Origin of the sequence: Zhongshania sp. (assembly GCF_047636175.1) — a bacterium.
Lineage (GTDB): Bacteria > Pseudomonadota > Gammaproteobacteria > Pseudomonadales > Spongiibacteraceae > Spongiibacter.
On sequence record NZ_JBLIKC010000008.1, the window covers coordinates 38,306 to 62,867 of the forward strand.

General features: G+C 50.0%; 22 protein-coding genes. 19 read left to right on the plus strand and 3 right to left on the minus strand.

The window, feature by feature from the left end:
- Positions 1–260 precede the first annotated feature (260 nt).
- From mraZ to mutT, 19 genes are all read left to right on the plus strand, one after another.
- Entirely contained in the window at positions 261–701 is a 441-nt protein-coding gene (gene mraZ, locus ACI955_RS06345; RefSeq protein ID WP_415242889.1) for a division/cell wall cluster transcriptional repressor MraZ, read from the plus strand.
- Positions 702–715: 14 nt separating this feature from the next.
- Complete coding sequence (rsmH, locus tag ACI955_RS06350; protein ID WP_415242890.1) at positions 716–1,657, plus strand: 16S rRNA (cytosine(1402)-N(4))-methyltransferase RsmH; 942 nt, start codon at positions 716–718, stop codon at positions 1,655–1,657.
- A gap of 9 nt (positions 1,658–1,666) precedes the next feature.
- On the plus strand, positions 1,667–2,014 hold the full coding sequence (gene ftsL, locus ACI955_RS06355) for a cell division protein FtsL (protein WP_415242891.1): 348 nt from the start codon (positions 1,667–1,669) through the stop codon (positions 2,012–2,014).
- Positions 1,998–3,722 (plus strand): peptidoglycan D,D-transpeptidase FtsI family protein, encoded by a 1,725-nt coding sequence (locus tag ACI955_RS06360; protein WP_415242892.1) that lies wholly within the window; start codon positions 1,998–2,000, stop codon positions 3,720–3,722. Before ftsL ends, ACI955_RS06360 begins: the two co-directional genes overlap by 17 nt.
- Positions 3,722–5,200, plus strand: a complete 1,479-nt coding sequence (locus ACI955_RS06365) for a UDP-N-acetylmuramoyl-L-alanyl-D-glutamate--2,6-diaminopimelate ligase (protein ID WP_415242893.1) — start codon at positions 3,722–3,724, stop codon at positions 5,198–5,200. The genes ACI955_RS06360 and ACI955_RS06365 overlap by 1 nt, the downstream gene beginning before the upstream one ends.
- An 8-nt stretch (positions 5,201–5,208) precedes the next feature.
- The gene (locus ACI955_RS06370; RefSeq protein ID WP_415242894.1) at positions 5,209–6,561 is read left to right on the plus strand and encodes a UDP-N-acetylmuramoyl-tripeptide--D-alanyl-D-alanine ligase; all 1,353 of its coding nucleotides are present in this window, start codon (positions 5,209–5,211) and stop codon (positions 6,559–6,561) included.
- A complete protein-coding gene (gene mraY, locus ACI955_RS06375) occupies positions 6,561–7,643 on the plus strand; it encodes a phospho-N-acetylmuramoyl-pentapeptide-transferase (RefSeq protein WP_415242895.1) in 1,083 nt (360 codons plus the stop codon). The genes ACI955_RS06370 and mraY overlap by 1 nt, the downstream gene beginning before the upstream one ends.
- Before the next feature lie 24 nt (positions 7,644–7,667).
- Positions 7,668–9,023, plus strand: coding sequence for a UDP-N-acetylmuramoyl-L-alanine--D-glutamate ligase (gene murD / locus ACI955_RS06380; RefSeq protein WP_415242896.1), 1,356 nt, complete (start codon positions 7,668–7,670; stop codon positions 9,021–9,023).
- On the plus strand, positions 9,020–10,159 hold the full coding sequence (ftsW, locus tag ACI955_RS06385) for a putative lipid II flippase FtsW (RefSeq protein ID WP_415242897.1): 1,140 nt from the start codon (positions 9,020–9,022) through the stop codon (positions 10,157–10,159). The genes murD and ftsW overlap by 4 nt, the downstream gene beginning before the upstream one ends.
- Positions 10,149–11,234 carry an undecaprenyldiphospho-muramoylpentapeptide beta-N-acetylglucosaminyltransferase gene (gene murG, locus ACI955_RS06390; RefSeq protein WP_415242898.1) on the plus strand — a complete coding sequence of 362 codons (1,086 nt, stop codon included), beginning with the start codon at positions 10,149–10,151 and terminating at the stop codon, positions 11,232–11,234. The genes ftsW and murG overlap by 11 nt, the downstream gene beginning before the upstream one ends.
- Positions 11,224–12,642, plus strand: a complete 1,419-nt coding sequence (gene murC, locus ACI955_RS06395) for a UDP-N-acetylmuramate--L-alanine ligase (RefSeq protein ID WP_415242899.1) — start codon at positions 11,224–11,226, stop codon at positions 12,640–12,642. Before murG ends, murC begins: the two co-directional genes overlap by 11 nt.
- A gap of 9 nt (positions 12,643–12,651) precedes the next feature.
- Positions 12,652–13,599 (plus strand): D-alanine--D-alanine ligase, encoded by a 948-nt coding sequence (locus ACI955_RS06400; protein ID WP_415242900.1) that lies wholly within the window; start codon positions 12,652–12,654, stop codon positions 13,597–13,599.
- On the plus strand, positions 13,599–14,381 hold the full coding sequence (locus ACI955_RS06405) for a cell division protein FtsQ/DivIB (protein ID WP_415242901.1): 783 nt from the start codon (positions 13,599–13,601) through the stop codon (positions 14,379–14,381). The genes ACI955_RS06400 and ACI955_RS06405 overlap by 1 nt, the downstream gene beginning before the upstream one ends.
- 66 nt (positions 14,382–14,447) lie before the next feature.
- Entirely contained in the window at positions 14,448–15,683 is a 1,236-nt protein-coding gene (ftsA, locus tag ACI955_RS06410) for a cell division protein FtsA (protein WP_415242902.1), read from the plus strand.
- 57 nt (positions 15,684–15,740) lie between these two features.
- Positions 15,741–16,898, plus strand: a complete 1,158-nt coding sequence (ftsZ, locus tag ACI955_RS06415; protein ID WP_415242903.1) for a cell division protein FtsZ — start codon at positions 15,741–15,743, stop codon at positions 16,896–16,898.
- Positions 16,899–17,006: 108 nt separating this feature from the next.
- Positions 17,007–17,918 (plus strand): UDP-3-O-acyl-N-acetylglucosamine deacetylase, encoded by a 912-nt coding sequence (lpxC, locus tag ACI955_RS06420; protein ID WP_415242904.1) that lies wholly within the window; start codon positions 17,007–17,009, stop codon positions 17,916–17,918.
- 337 nt (positions 17,919–18,255) lie between these two features.
- Positions 18,256–20,994, plus strand: coding sequence for a preprotein translocase subunit SecA (gene secA / locus ACI955_RS06425; protein WP_415242905.1), 2,739 nt, complete (start codon positions 18,256–18,258; stop codon positions 20,992–20,994).
- Positions 20,995–21,007: 13 nt separating this feature from the next.
- Positions 21,008–22,228, plus strand: coding sequence for a bifunctional glutamate N-acetyltransferase/amino-acid acetyltransferase ArgJ (argJ, locus tag ACI955_RS06430; protein WP_415242906.1), 1,221 nt, complete (start codon positions 21,008–21,010; stop codon positions 22,226–22,228).
- Positions 22,209–22,646, plus strand: a complete 438-nt coding sequence (gene mutT / locus ACI955_RS06435) for an 8-oxo-dGTP diphosphatase MutT (RefSeq protein WP_415242907.1) — start codon at positions 22,209–22,211, stop codon at positions 22,644–22,646. Before argJ ends, mutT begins: the two co-directional genes overlap by 20 nt.
- A gap of 114 nt (positions 22,647–22,760) precedes the next feature.
- Here mutT and ACI955_RS06440 read toward each other — a convergent pair whose 3' ends face one another.
- Genes ACI955_RS06440 through ACI955_RS06450 form a run of 3 tightly spaced genes read right to left on the minus strand, consistent with a single transcriptional unit; the run spans position 22,761 to position 24,500 of the window.
- Complete coding sequence (locus ACI955_RS06440) at positions 22,761–22,967, minus strand: DNA gyrase inhibitor YacG (protein WP_415242908.1); 207 nt, start codon at positions 22,965–22,967, stop codon at positions 22,761–22,763.
- Complete coding sequence (gene coaE, locus ACI955_RS06445; RefSeq protein WP_415242909.1) at positions 22,964–23,572, minus strand: dephospho-CoA kinase; 609 nt, start codon at positions 23,570–23,572, stop codon at positions 22,964–22,966. The genes ACI955_RS06440 and coaE overlap by 4 nt, the downstream gene beginning before the upstream one ends.
- Positions 23,573–23,612: 40 nt before the next feature.
- Positions 23,613–24,500: a prepilin peptidase gene (locus ACI955_RS06450; RefSeq protein ID WP_415242910.1), complete on the minus strand. Its 888-nt coding sequence runs from the start codon at positions 24,498–24,500 to the stop codon at positions 23,613–23,615.
- Between the last annotated feature and the right edge of the window lie 62 nt (positions 24,501–24,562).

The window sequence follows — 24,562 nt, forward strand, 5'->3', positions numbered from 1 at the left end:
TTCGCTAAAATATACTCATACTTAATGTTCTACGTTAAGTTGGGCCCCCATCTAATTGTTTTGTCGAAATTAGCTCTAAATCTTCTGCTCGTTTTCTCCGAATTTACACGTAAGTTACTGACACCTTTACGAAAATTCCCTGCTATTTTCTACGACTACAGCTTGACACCTGTGCTTTCAAGTTCCTATAGTGTGCTCCAGTGGGTAAAAGTGGTTTTTAGTGGTTTTTTGCGGATAAATAGCGGAGCTTGGTGGGGATTATGTTCCTTGGCAGTCACACAATTACAATGGATAGCAAGGGGCGTTTGGCGATACCAGCCAAGATTCGCGACGCCTTGATGTCTGCTTGTGACGGTCGCTTAGTGATTACTGCGCATACCGAAGAGCGCTGCTTGCTGGTATACCCAGAGCCTCAGTGGCTAGATTTACTGCCTAAAATTGAAGCACTCCCGAATATTCATCGCAAAGCGCGGCTCGCACAGCGCTTATTGCTCGGTTATGCAACACCGCTGGAAATGGATGGCAACGGCCGTGTGCTGCTATCCCAGCCACTGCGGGACTACGCCGACCTAGATAAGAAGCTATTGCTCGTTGGTCAAGGTAAGAAACTAGAATTGTGGAGCGAGTCTGGCTGGTTTGAATGGCTGGGCGCCGCGGGAGAGGGTGATATGCCAGCAGAAATGTTATCCCTTTCTCTTTAGTGAGAGTGAGTCAAGTGGAACAACATTTAACAGTATTGCTCAATGAGGCCGTCAGCGCGCTAGTGACAGATACTAGCGGCCGCTATGTTGATGGCACGTTTGGGCGCGGCGGTCATAGCCGCTTGATCTTGTCGCGTTTGGCGTCAGATGGCAGCTTGTTGGGAGTAGATAAAGATGCTCAAGCAATTGCCGAGGGTAAAGAGCTTGCGGCTAGTGATTCACGGTTTCGAATTGCGCGGGGCTCCTTTGCAGATATTTCCAGTTTAGCGCAGCAAGCAGATGTTGCTGGGCCATTTTCCGGCGTCCTGCTGGATTTGGGCGTGTCCTCCCCGCAGCTAGATCAGGCCGAGCGCGGCTTCAGTTTTATGCGTGATGGTGATCTTGATATGCGCATGGATACTGGTAGCGGCATGAGTGCAGCTGAGTGGATTGCAACCGCGGGCGAGGATGAAATGATCAAGGTCCTGCGGGACTACGGTGAAGAGCGCTTTGCCAAGCGTATTGTGAGAGCCATTATTGCCGCGCGGGAAGAGACGCCGATCACTCGCACGTTGCAGTTGGCCAAAATTGTTACCGAGGCAAATCCGGCCTGGGAAAAGCATAAGCATCCAGCTACCCGAAGTTTTCAGGCAATAAGAATTTTTATAAATAATGAGCTAACCGATCTCGAGCGCCTACTTGGTAATGTGGTAGACCAGTTAGAGGTAGGTGGCCGCTTGGTGGTGATTAGTTTTCACTCCTTGGAGGACCGAATGGTGAAGCGTTTTATTCGGCGGCAGTCAGAGGGCGACGACGTACCCGCTTATATACCCGTAACCGAAAGTCAGCGTAACCGCCGTTTAAAAATTATCGGCAAAGCGATCAAAGCATCGGAGCAAGAAGTCGAGTCGAACCTGCGTTCTCGCAGTGCGGTAATGCGAGTGGCAGAGAAGTTGGCATACGAAAAATGTGCATAGGGGTGATATATGCTGGGCAAAAAGCAGCGCAGCACTAATAAAAAGACCTACCAAATTGAAGAAGAGAGGCAGGCTCCTCTTGGCGGCGTAGCTGTGCCTTTGCTTATTTTGTTGGTGCTGATCTCCTGTGTGGCTGTGGTCCAGAGTTCGCATAAAAGTCGAAAATTATTTGGTCAGCTGCAGGATCTGCGGCGTGAGGCAATGCTGTTTGAAGAGGACTGGGGTCGGTTGTTGCTTGAACAAAGCACTTGGGCTTCGCCGGATCGTGTTCAAGATATGGCTGTGCGGAAGTTAAAAATGCAAGCGCCTAAAGCGCGGGAAGTAAAAATGGTTGGGGGTTATGGGAAATCGGGTTAAAGCACCTATTTCACCTTGGCGTTTCCGCATAGTAGTGGGAGCGCTATTTGTGCTCGCATTGCTTTTGGTGTGGCGGACACTGACATTGCAAGTATTAGATGTTGATCGTGGCTATCAGTTTTTACAGGGCCAAGGTAATGCTCGCACCAATCGCACCGAAGTTATACCCGCGCACCGAGGCATGATTTCTGACCGCAATGGTGAGCCACTTGCGGTCAGTACACCTGTCGCTTCTATTTGGGCGAATCCGCAAGAATTAAAAAATGCCAAGGGCGAGTGGTCGCGCCTCGCCGCAAGTCTAGATATGAAAGCCGCAGATTTGTCACGGCGCATGGAAAGGTATAGCGGTAGTCAGTTTATGTACTTGCGTCGTCATATGTCGCCTGCCGCAGCTAAACAAATTATTCAAATGAAAGTGCCCGGTGTTTATTTGCAGCGTGAGTACCGCCGTTTTTATCCCGCCGGTGAAGTGACGTCGCATATCCTTGGTTTTACCGATATTGATGATCGCGGTCAGGAGGGCTTAGAGCTTGCGTATGATGAATGGCTCAATGGCACGCCCGGCCGCAAACAAGTTCTGAAAGACTTATATGGCAATATTATTAGGGAGATAGACGCCGGCGAGGCGGCTAGCCCGGGCAAGGATGTCCAGCTCAGTATAGATTTGCGCTTGCAGTATCTCGCCTATCGAGAGCTCAAAGAAGCCATCACCAAAACTGGCGCTAAGGCCGGTTCGGTCGTTATTATCGATAGTGAAAACGGCGAAGTATTGGCGATGGTGAATCAGCCTTCGTTTAACCCTAATAATCGACGCCAGCTAATTCCCGATTCTATGCGTAATCGCGCTGTTATCGATATGTTTGAGCCCGGTTCAACGGTCAAACCCTTGACGATTGTTGCCGCTTTAGAGAGCGGTAAATATCAGTCTGACACGGTTATAAATACCAACCCAGGTTATATAAAGGTTGGTCGAAAATTACTTGAAGACCACCGTAATTACGGTGCGATTACCGTCGCTGAAGTATTAAAAAAATCTAGCCAGGTGGGTACTACAAAGATTGCGTTATCCTTGGATGAGCATGATGTATGGGGTGTTTTTAATCGCTTCGGTCTTGGCCGTTCAACGGGCTCAGGCTTCCCGGGTGAAAGTAACGGTATGTTGCCCAATAGACCTAATTGGCGACCAATAGAGCGCGCAACATTTGCGTTTGGCTATGGCTTAACGGTCACTAATCTACAGCTTGCACAAGCTTACACGGTGTTTGCAAATCGCGGGAAGTTTCAGCAAGCGTCCTTATTAAAGCGCAGCGATAAACCGGTTATGCAGCAAGTGATTTCCGCCAAGATTGCGCGTCAGATCGTGGATATGCTGGAAGAGGTGACGTCCTTGGGTGGCACGGCTACCCGCGCTCAAGTGGACGCCTACCGTATTGCGGGTAAAACGGGCACGTCCCATAAAGCCGAAGCTGGTGGCTACTCAGAAGATCGATATTTTGCGGTGTTTGCCGGCGTTGCGCCTGCAAGTAATCCGCGCATTGTGGCTGTGGTCACTATCGATGAGCCACACGGTGATTACTTTGGTGGCCTGGTTGCTGCACCGGTATTTTCAAAGGTCGTTTCAGACGCCTTGCGGTTATTAAATATAGCGCCGGATAATCTCGAACCGGCTTCCCCTAAACCTAAAGTTAAGGGAGATGCGGCAGCGTGATGGCAGAGCAACAGGACTATACAGTACCGAGATTACTCGGCGATCTACTAGATGACTTGGCGCCCGAAGTTGCCGCGGTGCCCGTGACAGGTTTGGCCTTAAATAGTCGCGAAGTAAAGGCAGGTGATGTATTCCTTGCTGTTAAGGGCCACCTTGTCGATGGTCGAGATTATATTAATTCTGCTATTCAGGCCGGTGCCGTGGCGGTGATTGCTGACGCACCATTCGACGCCGCGCAGTGGTCACTGCCGGTTATTGTTGTTGATAATTTAACTACAAACTTGAGTGATATTGCTGGACGTTTTTACGGTCATCCATCATCGCAACTTAAGCTAATTGGTATTACCGGAACCAATGGTAAAACCAGTTGCGCGTGGATGATTGCACAATTATTAGAGGCGATTGGTGAGCCCTGCGGATTGATTGGCACATTGGGCAGTGGCCGATTTGGCCGCTTAAATAGTGGCAATAACACCACACCTGATGCAATTTCTGTACAGGCACTTTTAGCCGACTGGCGAGATGGTGGTGCAAGTTGGGCTGCCATGGAGGTGTCATCACATGGCTTGGCCCAACATCGCCCAGCTGCATTGCAGTTTACTGCGGCCGTGTTTACCAATCTTAGCCAAGACCACCTCGACTACCATGGCTCTATGGAAGCCTATGGCGAAGAAAAAGCCCGTTTGCTCAACTGGACTGATCTGCAGCTGGCGGTAATAAATCGCGATGATGAATTTGGTCGTCAACTGCTAGCAAGATCAAGCGCTAAGCAGGTAATTGACTTCAGTGTTTTCGATAGCCGGGCAAAGGTTTATGCCGAAGACGTGAGCTGCGATATCAATGGTATTAGCGCGAGGCTGCGAAGCGTGTGGGGAGATCTGACGATTAGCTCCTCGTTATTAGGCGGCTTTAATTTGTCCAATTTACTAGCTGCAAGCGCAGTATTACTTGGTTTAGGTGTGCCGGCGGAAAAAATAGAAGCCGCCTTGCCGTCACTGCAACCTGTACCTGGTCGTATGGAATGCCTGCGTGCAAAAGACGACGTCATTGCGGTAATTGATTACGCGCATACCCCTGATGCCTTGCAGAAAGTATTAGAAACCTTGCGGGCTGCCATTAGCGGTAAAGTTATTTGTGTAATGGGCTGTGGCGGCGACCGAGATAAATCTAAGCGGCCGCTAATGGGAGCGATTGCAGAAAAATTCTCCGATCAAGTTTGGGTGACCAGCGATAATCCAAGATCAGAACAAGCTGCGCAAATCATTTCAGATATCTGCTCGGGAATGAGTAATGAGCCCTCGATAGAGCTAGAGCGTGATGTCGCGATCAATAGCGCAATTCAATCTGCAAATCCCGGTGATGTTGTGTTGGTTGCGGGCAAAGGGCACGAGGACTATCAGGAAGTTGGCGGTCGCAGGCTGCCCTTCAGTGATGTGCAGTGCGCTCGCCTTGCTTTGGCTGCGAGGGTGACGTTGTGATTGCGGCAATGACATTGCAGAAAATTGCCGATATTACCTCGGGAGTACTGCATGGCGAGAACGTCTCACTCTTTGGTGTCTCTACAGATACGCGAAGTGTTAAAGACGGCGATTTATTTATTGCGCTTTCCGGTGAAAATTTTAATGGTAATCGGTTTGTCGAGATGGCCAAACAAAATGGTGCCATTGCCGCGCTAGTGACTGAATCTAGCGATATTCTTCCCAATGTTTTGGTTGCAGATAGTCGTCGTGCGCTGGGATTGCTAGCGAGAGAAAATCGTCGGCAGTTCGCCGGCTCACTAGTTGCGGTTACAGGAAGCAGCGGTAAGACCAGCACTAAGGAAATGTTGGCGAATATCTTCGCCAGGTGCGGCGAAGTGTTCGCAACGCAGGGAAATTTAAATAATGAAGTTGGTGTGCCATTGAGTTTGCTCGCCATCGAAGAAAAGCATCGTTTTGCAGTGATTGAAATGGGCGCGGCGAAACAGGGTGATATTAATTACTTATGTGAATTTGCTGAGCCAGATATTGCGATATTAACAAATGCGCAGCAAGCGCATATTGCGGGGTTTGGATCACTGGAAGTTGTGGCTAAGACCAAAGGCGAAATATTCCGTAGTTTGCCCAAACATGGCCTTGCCGTCATAAATGCTGATGATGCGTATTGCGAGTTTTGGCGCGAGAGTGCCAAAGCTGTAACGCAGCGCTTATTCAGCCTTGTGCGTGAGGATGTTGATGTGTTTGCTCGTAATATTGATTTGAGTGTGCCTGGTAAAGTTCAATTTGAATTGGTGAGTTTTAATGGCAGCGCAAAGGTGTGTATGCCCCTGTCGGGTAAGCATATGGTTGCTAACGCGCTTGCTGCTGCGGCAGCGTCATTGTCTTCCGGCGTGAGTTTGGATGACGTGGTTGCTGGACTTGAATCGATGCGCAGCGTCAGCGGGCGTTTGCTAAGACGAGATATTGGCGGCGTTGCCGTCATTGATGACAGTTATAACGCTAATCCTGGATCAGTGCGCGCAGCTATTGATGTGTTGGCGAGTGGCGTAGGTAGAAAAGTATTTGTTATGGGGCATATGGGTGAGCTCGGACCAGAGTCATATCTGCGGCACCGCGAGATCGCCGCTTATGCCCGCGAAAATAGAATTAATGCTGTGTTTTTTGTGGGCGAGTTTGCGCCTCTAATGGCCAGTGAATTTGGACAATATAGCTTTGCCTTTTCAAGTAAAGCTGACTTAATTTCGATATTAAATGATTTTGTTGAAGTAGGGGATACCGTATTGGTTAAGGGTTCGCGCAGCGCCGCGATGGAGCAAGTGGTAGACGAACTTTCTGCAAAACTGACGGGGAGTAACAGCTGATGCTGCTATTTCTTTCTGAATATCTCAGTCAGTATGTCAGCGGTTTTGCGGTATTCCAGTACCTGACTTTTCGCGGCATATTAGGTGTGTTGACAGCATTGGCCATTTCGCTGCTTGTCGGTCCAGTGATGATTCGCAAGTTAAATTATTATCAAATTGGTCAAGCGGTTCGCGACGACGGTCCGAAATCGCATTTAATTAAGTCAGGTACGCCAACAATGGGTGGCGCCCTTATTTTAGTAGCGATTTTTACCAGCACTCTATTGTGGTCAGACTTACGAAATCCTTTTGTGTGGACGGTGCTTGCGGTCACTGCAGTATTTGGCGCCGTGGGTTGGGTAGACGACTACCGCAAGGTGATCGAGCGCAATCCTCGCGGACTTCCGGCGCGCTGGAAATTCTTTTGGCAAAGTGTCGCGGGCTTGGGTGCAGCTATATTTCTTTATATTACGGCGGATAGCCCCGTTGATACTCAATTGTTTTTTCCCTTCTTTAAAAACTTTAGCTGGCAGATGGGCGCATTTTTTATTGTGCTGACGTATTTCGTCATTGTTGGGTCGAGTAATGCCGTTAACTTAACCGATGGTTTAGATGGCCTCGCGATATTGCCTACGGTAATGGTTGGTGCCGCGCTGGGTATCATTGCCTACTTAACGGGCAACGTGCAATTTGCAGAATATCTGAATATTCCCTATGTAGCGGGGGCGGGTGAACTTATTGTTGTTTGCGGCGCACTAGCCGGCGCAGGTTTGGGATTCCTATGGTTTAACACCTACCCCGCTCAAGTATTCATGGGCGATGTGGGTGCCCTCGCACTAGGCGCAACGCTAGGGACGGTCGCAGTAATAACACGGCACGAGATTGTGTTTTTTATTATGGGTGGCATTTTTGTACTGGAGACGGTGTCGGTCATTTTACAAGTCGCTTCTTTCAAGTTGACCGGTCGGCGTATTTTTAGAATGGCGCCCATCCACCATCATTTTGAATTAAAAGGCTGGCCAGAGCCCCGCGTGATTGTGCGGTTCTGGATTATCACTGTCATGCTGGTGTTATTTGGTTTGGCGACTTTAAAACTACGATGAACTTATTACGGGGTTGATGCGGACATGAGTTTGATTGCATCCGACAATGGACGAGTTGTTATCGGTTTGGGGAAAACCGGGCTTTCTGTCGCCCGCTATTTCTCTAACCAAGGCATGTCGTTTGCGGTTGCAGATAGTCGCGAAATCCCCCCTGGTTTAGAGCAGTTTCGCCGCGAGTTTCCGCATATTGAACTCAGCTTGGGCGCTTTTAATGCTCAGCAGTTTTTGTCTGCCACCGAGTTAGTGGTTAGCCCAGGTATTTCTCTGGCGGATCCGGCCATTGCGGCAGCTAAAGCGCAGGGCGTTGTTATATCGGGTGATATTGAATGGTTCTGTCGAGAGGCTAATGCCCCGATAGTCGCTATTACTGGCTCTAATGGCAAAAGTACCGTAACCACTTTAGTGGGTGAGATGGCGGCTTACCAAGGGCACCGGGTCGCGGTGGGCGGTAATTTAGGTACTCCGGCCTTAGATTTGTTAAGCGACGATATTGACCTATACGTGGTTGAGTTATCGTCGTTTCAGTTAGAACGCTGTGACTCAGTGGGCGCTGAAGTCGCCACCGTATTGAATATGAGTGAAGATCATCTAGACCGCCATGGCAGCTTTCTTAAGTACCACCAGGCCAAACATCAGATCTTCAAAGAGTGTCGACAAGTCGTAATCAATCGCGACGATGCCTTGAGTACACCACTGGTACCTGATGGTGTGGTGCGGTGGAGTTTCGGTCTTGGTCGTTCTGATTTTCGTGCTTTCGGCATTATTGAACAGGATGGCGAACAGTATTTGGCCTTGGCACGCGAGGCTTTACTGCCAGTGGCGGCGATGAAAATTGCCGGTTCACATAATATTAGTAATGCCCTAGCCGCCCTGGCGCTGGGTAGTGCCGTTGGTTTAGCGATGCCGGCAATGTTAACGGCTTTGTGCGATTTTAAAGGCTTAGCGCACCGCTGTGAATTTGTTGCTGAGTACCAAAATGTTCGATATTACAACGATTCTAAGGGTACCAATGTGGGTGCAGCGGTATCTGCACTGCGAGGTTTGGCGAGCGCCGGTAAAGTGGTACTCATTGCCGGTGGCGTGGGCAAAGGTGCAGATTTCGCACCATTAATAAACGCTCTTGTAGCGTCGGCGCGCGCCGCGGTGTTTATTGGCGAGATGGCGCCGACGCTCACTGAAATGCTGGGTGAGCGAATTCCAGCAATGACCAGTGACAGTATGTCCTCTGCAGTAAAAGCGGCATCTGCGTATGCACTGCCGGGGGATATTGTATTGCTATCTCCGGCCTGCGCGAGCTTTGATATGTTTAGCGATTATGAGCATCGCGGTCGTCAGTTTAGCGATGCCGTAATGTCTCTAGCGGGAGGTCCTTTAGCATGACCTACCTGCGAGATAGATTTGCTGAGATACAAAAATTCGATCGGCATTTGCAGCTGATTTTAGCCGCATTATTAGTAGTCGGGTTTGTAGCCATGACCTCGGCCTCGGTCGAGCATGCGGCGAGTCGCTACGACGATGCGTTTTATTTTGCCAAGCGCTATTTATTTCATTTTAGTTTGGCTTCGGTAGCTAGCATTGTGATGTACCTCACCCCGATTGATGTGTGGGAACGCAGTGGTTGGTTGTTGCTGTTACTGGGCTTTGTAGTGCTTACCTTGGTGCTCATTCCGGGTGTTGGTCGTGAAGTGAATGGAAGTCGGCGATGGATCGCACTCGGTCCATTGACGCTGCAAGCTTCTGAGTTTGTAAAGCTGTGCGTCATTTTCTACCTAGCGGGTTACTTGGTGCGTCGCAATGATGAGGTTCGTCAAAGTTGGTCGGGGTTTGTCAAACCAATGGCTCTGCTATTTGCGGTGACATTGTTGCTCATGCTCGAGCCGGATTTTGGCGCAACCGTAGTGACTGCGGGTACTGCCTTTGTGATGATATTCCTTGGCGGCGTTAAGCTTGGTCAGTTTTTATTGGTGATTCTAAGCTGTGTTGCCGGCGCGGTCGCCATGGTTGTTTTTGAACCCTATCGAATGAAGCGCTTAACAGCGTTCACCGATCCTTGGGCCGACCAGTTCAATACGGGTTACCAGTTAACTCAGTCCCTGATCGCCTTTGGGCGTGGTCAGGTTAGCGGCGTCGGCTTGGGTAACAGTGTACAGAAATTGTTTTATTTACCCGAAGCCCATACCGACTTTGTCTTTGCGATCTTTGCTGAGGAATTTGGATTTCTGGGCAGCATGCTAATACTCGGCCTGTTCGTCGCGTTGATTGGGCGGATATTATTTATTGGCCGTTATGCAGAATTTATGGGCAAGCAGTTTCATGCTTACGTCGCATATGGTATTGCGGTCATGATCAGTGGTCAGGCTTTTATCAATATGGGTGTAAATACCGGCCTATTGCCAACCAAGGGTTTGACCTTGCCGTTTATGAGTTACGGTGGCAGCAGTTTAATTGTATGTATGGCCATGGTCGCATTGGTGGCAAGAATCGAACTGGAATGTCGGAGGCAAGATGGCCGCTGAACGAACGGTATTGATGATGGCAGGCGGTACTGGCGGGCACGTTTTTCCGGCGCTGGCGGTGGCTAATGCGCTGGCAGAGCGCGGTGTAGCTGTTCATTGGCTAGGTACGGCTGCGGGTATCGAGGCCCGATTAGTGCCTGCTGCGGGCTTACCGCTACATTGTTTGGATATGTCAGGGGTGCGCGGTAAAAATCCGGTTTTTCGGGTGTTGGCAATTTTCAAAGCTGGATTAGCCGTGCTTCATAGCATGCGCCTCATTATTAAATTAAAACCCTTCTGCGTCGTGGGTATGGGCGGTTATGCGTCTGGCCCCGGTGGTTTGGCGGCTAAATTGCTGGGTGTGCCAGTGGTGATCCAAGAACAAAATGCGGTGGCGGGAACCACCAATCGTCTGTTGTCAAAAGTGGCAAGGCTGTGTCTTACCGGCTATCCCATTGCCCTAGGTGGTGATAAAAATCGCTATATCGGCAACCCAGTACGGCGTGAAATTTCTGCACTCGACCCCCCTGCTGCGCGCTGGGCTGAGCGCTGTGGTGAGTTGCGAGTATTGGTACTGGGCGGCAGTCTCGGCGCCAAACCAATCAATGATGTGGTAATCGCGGCGTGGCAGCAGTTCCCGGTAATCGATAGGCCTTTGTTGTGGCATCAAACTGGACGCGACCATGAATCTTCGGTGCAAGCAGCATACTCAGAAGCAGGTGTAAATGTATTGGCAGAAGCCTTTATAGACGATATGGCGGCAGCATATAGCTGGGCGGATATTGTCATATGTCGCGCCGGCGCGCTAACAGTAGCTGAGTTGGCTGCAGCGGGTGTGCCAGCAATATTAATACCGCTGCCACATGCGATTGATGATCATCAGCGCGCGAATGCTAAGTGGTTTGTTGACGGTGGTGCGGGCGAAATTATTGATCAAAAAGAATTTACAGCGCCAGCCTTAGTTGCGTGGCTGCAAAGCCCAAGGGCGCAGCGGGAGACATTATTGAGTTATGCGCAAGCCGCGAGACGGCTCGCAAAAATAGATGCTGCCGATGTGGCCGCAGATTACTGCATGGAGTTTGCCCATGAGTCCTAAGCATCCCTTTGTCGTGCCCGAAATGCGTCGTGTAAAACGCATTCATTTTGTGGGTATTGGTGGTGCAGGTATGTGTGGTATTGCCGAAGTGCTATTAAATCTTGGCTATGTTATTTCCGGCTCAGATTTAAAGGCATCGACAAGTACCGCGCGGCTGCAACAGTTGGGCGCCCGAGTTGCGTTTGGTCATCGCGGTGAAAATATTGGTGATTCCGATGTAGTGGTTGTGTCTAGTGCCATTAACGACGCCAATCCTGAAATTATTGCCGCCAGACAAGGTCGCGTACCGATAGTGCGTCGGGCCGAAATGCTGGCGGAGTTAATGCGTTATCGTCATGGGATCGCGGTTGCTGGTACCCATGGCAAAACCACCACCACGAGTTTGATTACCTCGATTTTTGCCGAGGCTGGTTTAGATCCCACTTTTGTTATTGGCGGATTGGTAAACAGTGCCGGCACCAACGCCGCGCTGGGAGAAAGTCGCTACTTGGTTGCTGAGGCTGATGAAAGTGATGCCTCATTTTTACATTTACAGCCGATGGTATCGGTGGTGACGAATATCGAAGCTGATCATATGGCTACGTATGACGGCGACTTTAACAAATTGAAACGGACGTTTATCGAGTTTCTCCACAATCTGCCGTTTTACGGTATTGCGGTGGTTTGTATTGATGATGACGTGGTGCGCGAGTTAATGCCTGATATTGGTCGGCCCACCTTGACCTACGGTTTTAGCGACGACGCCGATTTCCGTATTCATTCATTAGAGAAGCTGGGTATGCAAAGTCGTTTTTCTGTTAGTCGTCGCGATGGCAGCGAGTTGGCTCTGTGTATTCATCAACCCGGTGTTCACAACGTGTTAAACGCGACGGCAGCGGTTGCGGTAGCCACCGATGAAGGCTTGTCGGATAGCGCTATTTGCGCCGGTATTGCTAACTTCCAAGGCGTGGGTCGTCGTTTCCAGCGTTATGGCGAGCTTGCGGTGGCCGGCGGCGAATTCATGTTGGTGGATGATTATGGACATCACCCCACTGAGGTGGCAGCAACGATTTCGGCGGCGCGTCAGGCGTGGCCAGACCGCCGCCTAGTAATGCTGTATCAGCCGCATCGCTATAGTAGAACTAAAGATTTGTACGAGGATTTTGTGCGGGTGTTATCGACCGTAGATAGCTTGCTGTTGCTCGACGTCTATCCGGCTGGCGAAGCGCCAATTGCGGGTGCTGACAGTCGTAGTTTGTGTCGCAGTATTCGTTTGCAAGGCACGTTTGAGCCGGTTTTCGTAGAGAGTACAGACGCAGCCTTCGAGATCCTAAAAGCACGACTTCGTCCTGGTGATGTATTACTTACCCAGGGCGCAGGAAATATAGGCGCCCTGGCGCAGCAATTGTCAGTTCAGGATTGGGTGTAGGCACTACTAATGAGCGATGTGACGGTAGCAAGTATTAATCAGGCCATTGGCGGCAAGTTGGCCGTATTGTTTGGCGGCCGCTCTGCCGAACGTGAGGTTTCATTGAAAAGCGGTGCGGCGGTGGCGGCTGCGTTTGCCAGCCAAGGCGTTGCTGTTGAAACTATTGATGTCGCCGATGATGGCTGGATGCAGTACTTACAGGCGGAGTTCAGCAATGTGTTTATCGCCTTGCACGGCCCCGGTGGAGAAGACGGCACAGTGCAGGGTGCGCTTGATTGTTTAGGCGTGAAATATACCGGCAGTGGCGTGATGGCTTCCGCCTTGGCGATGGATAAGTTCCGCTGCAAATTGTTGTGGTTGGGGATGGGGTTGTCTACCCCGAAATTTATTGAATTGACGGCGGCCAGCGACTGGGCGGCGATTATTACAGACCTCGGTGCGGTTATTGTTAAGCCGGCCTGTGAAGGTTCTAGCATTGGTATGTCGCGGGCAGCGACTGCAGAAGAGTTGCGCGGTGCATGGCAAGACGCGCAAGCCTACGGCCGAGTATTTGCTGAGCAGTGGGTGGTAGGCAGTGAATATACTGTCGCGATCTTAAATGGGGTGGCGCTGCCGGCGATCAAGCTCGAAACTGACGCCGCATTTTATGATTTTAATGCCAAGTATGTATCGGACGAGACTCGCTACCTGTGTCCCTGCGGTTTAAGTACACAGGAAGAGTTGGAACTGAGCGAGCTGGCATTGGCAGCGTTTAACAGCTTGGGTTGCGAGGGCTGGGGGCGTGTCGATGTGATGCGCGACATCGACGGCCGCTTTTATCTGCTGGAAGTGAATACCGTGCCGGGTATGACGGATCACAGCTTAGTGCCGATGGCGGCCAAGCAAGCAGGCTTAAATTTTGAGCAGCTAGTGCTGGCAATATTGGCGGGCAGTATCGGTGAAGGTACAGCCGGCTAATGAAGCGGGTAAGCGCCAAGCATAATCGCTTTAAGCGTAGTAAACCGGAGCGCAGTGAGCGCCAGCCGGTATCGCGGGAATGGGGGCGTATTTTTAATCGTCTTCTATTGGTGGCGGCGGTGATGGGCTTTGTATATGGAGTGGAGCGGCTGGGTAGCCAGTTGGAATCTATTCCCGTTGATAGGGTGGTGTTTGCTGGAGATTTTCGCCACGTCAGCCGTGAGATTCTGGTTGATAGGGTTACTAGCCATTTGGCAGTGGGTTATATCAGTTTAGATCTGGAGAGTATCCAGAGCGAATTGGAGCAGGAACCTTGGGTATATCGCGCCATTGTGGAGCGGGTTTGGCCTAGAGAGTTAAAAATTACGATTGTTGAGGAAACGCCAATAGCGGCATGGGGTAACGGCGGTTTACTTAATCATCGCGGCAAGATTTTTTTGCCAGCTAAGGAATTACGTAGCGACGCAAGCTTACCCTTGCTGACGGGCCCAGACGGTGGTGCCATTGAAATTATGCGCCAGTATCGTTTGATGAGTCAGCTACTGGGTGATGAGAACTTGGTTTTGCAGCGCTTGCAAATGAATGACCGGGGTGGATGGATCGCTACCTTAAATGGCGGCGCGGTGCTGGTACTTGGACGGCAGGAGCCGCTGGAGAAGTTGCGTCGCTTTATGTGGGTTTACAAGCAGCAATTGGCGGCAGACTTTGAGCAGGTAAGGCGGGTAGACACACGCTATATAAATGGTTTGGCAGTGTCATGGCATCAGTTGGAAGGTAGATAAAGACAATGGCTAAAGTAAGTGCGTTACCGGTGCGGAACGGATCGCTAAATAGGGAGAAGCAAAGCAATGGCTAGTTCACATGCAAGCCGGATGATCGTCGGTCTGGATATTGGCACCTCGAAAGTGGTGGCTATCGTTGGATCGATGAACGAAGACGGCAAGCTGGAAATTGTCGGCATTGGTTCGCATCCGTCGCGGGGTTTGAAGAAGGGAGTGGTGGTTAATATTGAATCCACTGTGCATTCCATTCAACGCGCGATCGAAGAAGCGGAGCTGATGGCGGGATGCGAGATCCATAGCGTTTACGTGGGTATTGCCGGCAACCATATTCGCAGTTTGAATTCCCACGGTATCGTCGCGATTCGCGATCGCGAGGTGTTCCAGCTGGATCTTGATCGAGTGATCGATGCTGCGCAGGCCGTTGCGATTCCCGCTGATCAAAAAGTGCTGCATATTTTGCCCCAAGAATTTGTCATCGACGAGCAAGAGGGCATTAAGGAACCCCTTGGCATGTCCGGTGTGCGGCTTGAAGCCAAGGTGCATTTGGTTACCTGCGCAGTAAACGCAGTCCAGAACATCGAAAAGTGTATTCGTCGCTGCGGCTTGGAAGTTGAAGACGTGATTCTGGAGCAATTGGCATCAAGCTATGCGGTGTTGACCGAAGACGAAAAAGAGCTTGGCGTGTGTTTGGTGGATATCGGTGGTGGCACCACCGATATCGCTATCTTTACCGATGGGGCGATTCGCCATACCGGTGTTATTCCTATTGCCGGTGACCAGGTCACTAATGACATTGCCATGGCTTTGCGGACGCCAACCCAATACGCGGAAGAAATAAAGATTAAATACGCTTGTGCGCTGACTCAGTTAGCCGGCGAGGGCGAGATGATTAAAGTGCCCAGCGTGGGCGATCGCGCGCCGCGCGAGCTTTCTAGGCAAGCTTTGGCAGAAGTGGTTGAACCGCGCTATGACGAGTTGTTTACCTTAATACAGGCAGAGCTCCGTCGTAGCGGCTACGAAGACTTATGTGCCGCCGGTATTGTTCTAACCGGTGGTACGTCAAAAATGGAAGGGGTTGTTGAATTGGCTGAGGAGATCTTCCATATGCCAGTTCGTATCGGTGTTCCGCAGGATGCACGTGGATTAACCGATATTGTTCGCAACCCCATTTACGCTACCGGGGTGGGTTTGCTGCATTACGGTATTAAACATCAGGCGGAGCGCGGCGGCCGCGGTCGCGGTCGCATCCGCAGCGGTGGTTTCTTGGCGAATCTGAAACAGTGGATTCAAAATAATTTTTAACGAAGTGACAGGCGGTCGCGTTGGCAGCGCGATTGAATATGTAAAAGGGAGAAAACCATGTTTGAATTAGTAGATAACGTTCCTCAAAACGCAGTAATTAAAGTAGTGGGTGTTGGTGGCGGCGGCGGTAACGCTGTTAAGCACATGATTGCATCAAACGTAGAGGGGGTAGATTTTATCTGCGCCAATACCGATGCGCAGGCTTTGACGAATGTGTCGTCTAAAACCGTGTTGCAGTTGGGCACGACCATCACTAAGGGCTTAGGTGCGGGTGCAAACCCTGAAATCGGCCGTCAGTCGGCGATGGAAGATCGCGACCGTATTGCCGAAGCGCTGCAAGGTGCTGACATGGTGTTCATCACCGCGGGGATGGGTGGCGGCACAGGTACTGGCGCAGCGCCAGTTGTTGCGCAGGTGGCAAAAGAGCTGGGAATCTTGACCGTAGCGGTTGTTACTAAGCCATTTCCTTTTGAAGGCAAGAAACGGATGGCCGTCGCGTTGGAAGGCATGAAGGAACTGCGTCAACACGTGGATTCGTTGATTACCATTCCGAACGAAAAGTTGCTGCCAGTTTTGGGTAAAAACACCAGTTTGCTGGATGCCTTTAAAGCCGCAAACGATGTATTGTTGGGTGCTGTTCAAGGCATTGCAGACCTTATCATTCGCCCAGGCATGATCAACGTCGATTTTGCCGATGTGCGCACTGTGATGTCTGAGATGGGTATGGCGATGATGGGTAGCGGTACCGCCACTGGCGAAAATCGTGCTCGTGAGGCTGCTGAAGCTGCGATTCGTAGTCCTTTGCTCGAAGATGTTAATTTGCAAGGGGCTCGCGGCATTTTGGTTAATATTACCGCAGGTCTAGATCTATCCCTAGGCGAGTTTAACGATGTCGGGGATACTATCGAGGAGTTCGCGTCCGAGAACGCAACAGTTGTTGTCGGAACGGTAATTGATCCCGATATGGTTGATGAATTGCGTGTGACCGTGGTCGCAACCGGTCTTGACGGACTTGGACAAGAAACGCCACTAAAAGTAGTTGAGTCTAGACCTGTAGAGGCGCGCTCAACCGACTATCGTAGGCTTGATCGACCAACAGTAATGCGCAACAACCAACAAGCGGCGGTTGCGCGAGATGTGGCTCCGGCGCCAATGGCAGATAAAGACATGGAATACTTAGATATTCCTGCGTTTCTGCGGCGTCAAGCCGATTAACTAGCAGAAGCCGGTGCAGCAGGGCGGGGTGTTAGCGATTTTTCGCTAGCACATGACGAGGTCGTCCCTGTATATGTAGTCGTCCGGTTTACAGAGTGAGTGTGATACATGATTAAACAACGTACCTTACGTAATACTATCCGTGCCACTGGAATAGGCTTGCATACAGGTGAAAAGGTCTACCTGACATTGAAGCCGGCACCGGTTGATTCCGGTGTTATCTTTCGTCGTACCGACTTAAATCCAGTTGTTGAAATCCACGCTCGTGCTGAAAATGTGGGTGATACCACGCTGTCGACCACGTTGATGAACGGCGACGTGCGAGTATCTACGGTTGAACATTTGCTGTCGGCAATGGCGGGTCTGGGTATTGATAATGCCTATGTCGAAGTCAGCTCCTCGGAAGTGCCTATTATGGATGGCAGCGCTGGGCCATTTGTGTTCCTCATCCAATCTGCCGGGATTGAGGAGCAAAATGCGCCTAAGAAATTTATCCGTATAAAGCGTCCGGTGACGGTAAAAGATGGTGATAAAGTCGCGAGTTTCCTCCCTTTTGACGGTTTTAAAGTCTCTTTTACCATTGACTTCGATCACCCGGTTTTTAAAGACCGGACTGGTCATGCAGAGCTAGATTTTTCAAGTACATCGTTTGTTAAAGAAGTCAGCCGCGCGCGAACCTTTGGATTTATGCACGAAATTGAATATTTGCGCTCCAAAGGCTTGGCGCAGGGCGGCAGTGTTGATAACGCCATCGTGGTTGATGAATACCGTATTCTAAACGAAGAAGGGCTTCGTTATGAAGATGAGTTTGTTAAGCATAAAGTGTTGGATGCGATTGGCGATCTGTACTTATTGGGTACCAGTTTGATCGGTGAGTTTAGGGCCTACAAGTCAGGTCATGGCCTTAATAATGCGTCCCTTCGCGCTCTTATTAAGGATACGGATGCTTGGGAGTGGGTAACGTTTGAAGACCCTGCTGACGCACCGATTAGTTACATGGCGCCAGCCGCTGTAGCTTAGTGTATATCCCTGCCATGCTTGATCTGGCGTCAGCCTAAGCATGGTAATATTCTCTCATCTATGCGATATTGCGCCGCGGTGTAAGGGTATAGTTTATTTCCTACCTGCGGGTAATCAGTGCGAACTTTGGCGTAAATTCAAATGAATATTACGGTGGAGCGGTCGTCATATTTTAATTCGGATAATGTAACTTGGCGCGGTTTTCGTACGCTCTATAAATTCGATTCATGGCTTGGAACTCAGTATCATGTTCGGGCAGAGCCAGATTAGAACTTTTGCAATTTGCCAAAGCCATCAATGATAGGGACACGATCCCGGGAATAGTAACGAATTCATCATGATAACAGCAGTAGTAAGAAAGTTTTTTGGTAGCAAAAACGACCGCGAACTCAAGCGGATGCGTAAAATGGTGGCCAAGGTCAACGCCCTTGAAGAGGGCTTGAGTGCGCTAGACGACACGGCGCTGGCGGCCAAGACCGGTGAGTTTAGGGAGCGCATAAACGGCGGTGAAACCCTCGATCAGATACTGAGTGAAGCGTTTGCGGTGTGCCGGGAGGCCAGCCGCAGAGTGATGGGTATGCGCCACTTTGATGTGCAGCTTATCGGCGGCATCAGCTTGCATGAAGGCACCATTGCGGAAATGCGCACGGGTGAAGGTAAAACGCTGGTGGCGACGCTTGCGGTTTATCTTAACGCTTTAGACGGCAATGGCGTGTTTGTGGTCACGGTTAATGACTACCTTGCGCAGCGCGATGCTAATTGGATGCGACCACTCTATGAATTTCTAGGGCTGGCGGTCGGCGTTATTCGCTCTGGTCAGGAGTCGGATCAAAAGCGCGCCGCCTATGAGTCTGATATTACCTATGGTACCAATAACGAATTTGGTTTCGATTATCTGCGCGATAATATGGCGTTTGCAATCAATGACCGCTTTCAGCGCAGCCTGAATTTTGCCATTATCGATGAAGTCGATTCTATCCTGATCGATGAGGCGCGGACGCCACTGATTATTTCCGGTCCCGCGGAAGATAGCTCTAAGCTTTACAAGCAAATCAATCTATTTATTCCCTCCTTAAAATTAGCTGAAGTGGATGAGGCCGGTAAGCCTACAGACGAAGGCCACTACACTATTGACGAAAAAATGCGTCAAGTTGAGTTGACAGAGCACGGTCATCAGCTAGCTGAAGATATGCTTACCCAGGCGAAATTATTGGATGAAGGCGATAGCCTTTACTCTGCAGGTAATCTGAATTTACTACATCACGTCAATTCGGCCTTGCGCGCTCATATTTTATTCCACAACAACGTGGAATACATTGTTCAGAATGATCAAGTTGTGCTAATTGATGAGCATACTGGTCGGACCATGGCCGGTCGTCGTTTGTCAGAAGGTTTGCACCAGGCGATTGAAGCCAAAGAAGGTGTAACGGTTCAGGCCGAGAGCCAAACACTGGCATCAACGACGTTCCAGAATTATTTTCGTCAGTTCGAAAAACTAGCCGGTATGACCGGTACCGCCGATACTGAAGCATTCGAATTTCGCCAGATTTATGGCTTGGACGTGGTGGTCATCCCCACCAATAAACCAAGTGCACGCAGAGACTCAAATGACTTGGTTTATTTGACCAAAGAAGAGAAATACGACGCGATTGTTGAAGATGTGAAAGGTGTCGTTGAAACCGGTGCGCCGATTTTGGTCGGTACCGCCTCAATCGAAACCTCTGAAGAAATGTCGCAGCGCTTTAAAGCTGCAGGTATTCAGCACAAGGTTCTCAACGCGAAATACCATGAGCAAGAAGCGGAAATTATCGCCCAAGCGGGTAGTCCGGGCGTTGTGACTATTGCGACTAATATGGCGGGTCGAGGTACGGATATCGTACTCGGTGGTAACGTCGATGTTGAGATTGCTAAGCTTGAAAATCCTTCCGACGCGATGATTAATGAGCTTCGCGAAGCTTGGAAAATCCGCCACGAAAAAGTGATGCAGTCTGGTGGGCTATTGATAATCGGTACTGAGCGCCATGAGTCACGTCGCATCGATAATCAGTTGCGTGGCCGAGCTGGTCGTCAAGGTGATCCCGGTGCTTCACGTTTTTATCTGTCTCTTGAAGACAGCTTGATGCGTATATTTGCCTCAGATCGCGTGCGTGGCATCATGCAGGCGCTGGGTTTAGAAAAGGGCGAGGCCATCGAGCACCGCATGGTATCGAACGCTATTGAAAAAGCGCAGCGCAAAGTTGAAGGTCGTAACTTTGATATGCGTAAGCAGTTGCTCGAATACGATGATGTCGCCAATGATCAGCGTCAGATTATCTATCAGCAGCGCAACGAGCTATTAGAAGTCGACGACATTAGCGATATGCTCAAAGCGATCCGAGCGGATGTGGTTGGCGATGTCGTTAACGAATACATACCACCACAAACCTTAGAAGAGCAGTGGGATGTGGGCGGTCTTGTACGTCGTCTTGAGACTGAGTTTGAAGTCGTATTACCTGTTCAGCAGTGGTTGGATGAAGACCGCTCTGTGAATGAGTCAGTTATTCACGAGCGCGTTTATACCGCCGTTGATGAAGCTTATGAGGCCAAGTGTGCTTTGGTCGGCGCCGATATGCGCAAAATAGAGCGGCATATATTCTTGCAGGTATTGGATACGCTTTGGAAAGAGCATTTGGCAACCATGGATCACCTGCGCCACGGTATTCATTTGCGCGCTTTTGCGCAGAAGAATCCCAAGCAAGAATACAAGCGTGAAGCCTTCCAGTTATTCCAAGAGATGCTGGTATCGCTCAAGCATGATGTAGTTCGATTCTTAGCGCATTTGCGTTTGCAGCAAGATGAAAGCGCTGAGGCCTTAGAACAGCAACGTCGTGAAGAACAAGCCAAGCGGGCAATGGAGTTTCAACACGCAGAATCCAGCGGCTTAAGTTTTGATGACGAAGATGCAGAAAAACAACGAGCGCCGGTCACCGCCCAGCCTGAAACCTTTGTCCGCGATACGCCTAAAGTGGGGCGTAACGAAGCTTGCCCTTGTGGTTCAGGTAAAAAATACAAGCAATGTCATGGTAAGTTAGACTAAGGAAGATACAAGCATGGCGGTAGGTTCGGGTGATTTAGGCACGCTCCATATTGTTGACGGTGTGCGGATTGGCACAGCTAGTGCTGGTATTAAAAAGCCTGGACGTATTGATACCGTGGTGTTCGAGCTAGCAGAAGGCAGCGCTGTTGCAGGCGTATTTACTCTCAACGCTTTTTGCGCTGCCCCGGTTACGCTCTCTAAAAAACACCTCGCCGCAGCGTCACCGCGCTATTTACTCATTAATACCGGTAATGCCAATGCGGGTACTGGTGCTATTGGCATGGCAGATGCCGTGGCTTCATGTGTAGCATTTGCTGCTGAAGTAAGTGTCACACCTGAACAAGTGCTCCCGTTCTCCACGGGCGTTATTGGTGAGAAATTGCCGGTCGACAAATTAATAGCTGCACTACCCGCTTCGATAAAGGCGCTGTCAGCCGATGGCTGGGAGCGTGCAGCGAACGGTATTATGACTACCGACACTCGCCCGAAAGCGACCTCAAGACAGATTCAAATTGAGGGTCGCACCATCACGGTTACTGGGATTTCTAAAGGCGCGGGCATGATCAAGCCCAATATGGCCACCATGTTGGGCTATGTCGCTACTGATGCTGCGATTGCACCAGAAGTACTGCAGGGTATGTTAGATATTGCTGCCGACGCGTCGTTTAACCGCATTACTATCGATGGCGATACCTCTACCAATGATTCCTGTATTTTAGTTGCTACAGGGCGCGCTGGCGGGGCGGTGTTGTCCGTGTCAGAAGGGCTGATTTTTGAAGCTTTGCAAACCGTCTTTAATGAGGTCTTTCTAGAGCTGGCTCATGCTATTGTTCGAGACGGCGAGGGCGCCACCAAGTTTGTTGCTGTTGAAGTAGCGGGTGCTAATGACGTTTCCGAAGCGCTTAAAGTTGCCTATGCGGTTGCTGAGTCACCCTTGGTGAAAACCGCGCTGTTTGCCAGTGACCCAAACTGGGGGCGTATTTTGGCTGCCATTGGTCGCGCCGGTGTTGATTCTTTAGACGTATCTGCGTTAACCGTCCACCTCGGTGATGTGCTGATTACTGAAAGTGGTGGTCGCGCTGCTTCATATACCGAAGCGGCAGGAGCTGCGGTAATGAAGCAGTCAGAAATAACTATTGCTATCAATCTCAATCGTGGGAAGCACAGCGAAACGGTGTGGACGACAGATTTTTCCTACGACTACGTTAAAATTAATGCCGAATACCGTAGCTAGTAAACGAGTCCATGTGGCGGTTGGCGTTATCTATAATCCCCACGGCCAGATACTGATTGCCCGTCGCCACGACGACGCGCATCAAGGTGGCTTATGGGAGTTCCCCGGTGGCAAGGTCGAATCTGGTGAGACCGTTTGCAACGCTTTGGCCCGCGAGCTGCACGAAGAGCTCGGCATTGTGGTCCACACATCTAGCTGCACTCAATTGCTTGAAATACGTCATGACTACACTGATAAAGTGGTGTTACTCGATGTATGGAAAGTTCTGGAATTTGATGGTGAGGCCCGTGGTAAGGAAGGTCAGCCGCTACGTTGGATTAAGCCAAAAACGCTTACTAAATACGCTTTTCCAGCTGCAAATACCGCAATTATTGATGCAATCTTAAAACCGAGAGATTCCTCATTCTCGTCACATTAAGATCTTTCCGCGAGTTACGCTTGGAGACTATGCTGGGAGTATCGACGCTAGGTGCGAACAGGGCCTTAATCGTAATACCTTTAACATTTGTTCTGCTAAACGCTCAAAGACCGCTTAATAATTCCCATCTAAGTCTGCGCTAAACACGTCCTCCAAGGGTTGTCCGGGAATGGCGTGGTCTTCGTTTGCCCATGCTACTAAATCATTGTTCTTGCACCGCGCGGAGCAAAAGGGTCGAAAGGTATTTCGGCTGTCCCAGATAAGTTCTGTTCCGCAGTTAGGGCAGGCGACGACGGGTGGCTTTTTGACGATATTACTCATTTGTATGTTCCTGCTAATGCTAAAAATTGCTGGTGTAGTCGGCTTACCTGCAGGTCGAGGTCGACAAAGCCAGTGGTATTGTCGATAACATCAGTAGCGGCGGCCAACCTAGTCTCACGGCTTGCTTGGCTTGCCATAATACGCTCAACCTGGGCCTGTTCATTGTTGTCTCGCTCAATGGTGCGCGCTAATTGTAATGACTCCGGCACATCGACAACCACTAAGCGTTGGCAAAATGTTTGTTGCTTGACTTCTACCAACAGCGGTGAAACATAAAGTGCGTACGTGCTTTGTATCTCGTCCAGCTGTTCGATTGTATGCTTTGCAATAAGCGGATGAAGCAGGGATTCTAGCCAAGTCTTAGCGTTGGGGTCGGCAAAAATAGTTTGCCGCAGTGCGGCGCGGTCGAGTTGGCCATCGGCTTGAATTAAGCTCTTGCCAAAATGCGCGGCAATACTTGCCAGCGCCTCAGTGCCAGGTTCTACAACTTCTCTTGAAATAACATCAGCATCAACAATGCCAATACCTAATTTCGCGAAGCGGTTAGAGGCAGCGGTTTTGCCACTGCCAATGCCGCCCGTTAAGCCCACAATAAAACTACTCATTTGTCGCTTCAATCATCTTTGTGTTTCAGGTTGGCAATGGCTAGTGAAAGCCTGCGAAGCCAAGATAGGTGTCAATAATAGTATCCCCCCAGAATACAGCAATCCAGCCTGCACCCGCTAGGTAGGGACCAAACGGCATTGGGGTTGATGTGGAGTTCCGCCTTGCGGCTAAAATAAGTCCACCACAGATGGCGCCCACCAGTGAGGACAGTAAAATAATCAGTGGCACATACTGCCATCCTAGCCATGCGCCAAGGGCCGCTAATAATTTAAAGTCGCCGTAGCCCATGCCTTCTTTGCCGGTGACAATCTTAAATAGCCAGAATACACTCCATAAAACCATATAGCCCGCCATCGCTCCCCACAGGGCGTCGGTGATCGGAATATGGTCAAAAATACTGTGATAAAGAAGGCCTAGCCAGAGTAATGGCAGGGTAATTTGGTCCGGCAGCAATTGATGGTCGATATCAATAACGGTCAGAATAAATAGCATCCAGCTAAATAAGACAATCGCGAAAGCATAGGGCGTAACCCCAAATACCAATAATGGAAAAATACTTATCAGTGCGGTAATGACTTCTATTAAGGGGTAGCGTGGGCTGATCTTGATGTTACAGCTGGCACAGCGCCCACGTAATAGCAGGTAGCTAATAACGGGAATATTTTGCCATACCTTTATCGGTGCTTGGCAAGACGGGCAGTGGGAGTTGGGTATCGCTAGGTTGAAGCCCGTGGACTCTGAATCGTGCGGATCTGCTGAGATGTCGTCGCTTAGTAAGTACTCACATTCTTGCCGCCAGCTGGCTTCCATCATTTTGGGAAGTCGATATATAACGACATTGAAAAAGCTGCCAATAAGCAAACCCAAAATGCCTGTTAAGCCGATGACAAGCGAAGGGATGCTTGCAAGGGTGTCAAACAACGTCATAAAAACACTCAGACATGGGAGGCCTAATTGATAGCCAAAATTTTAATGTGTGATCTGCGGAT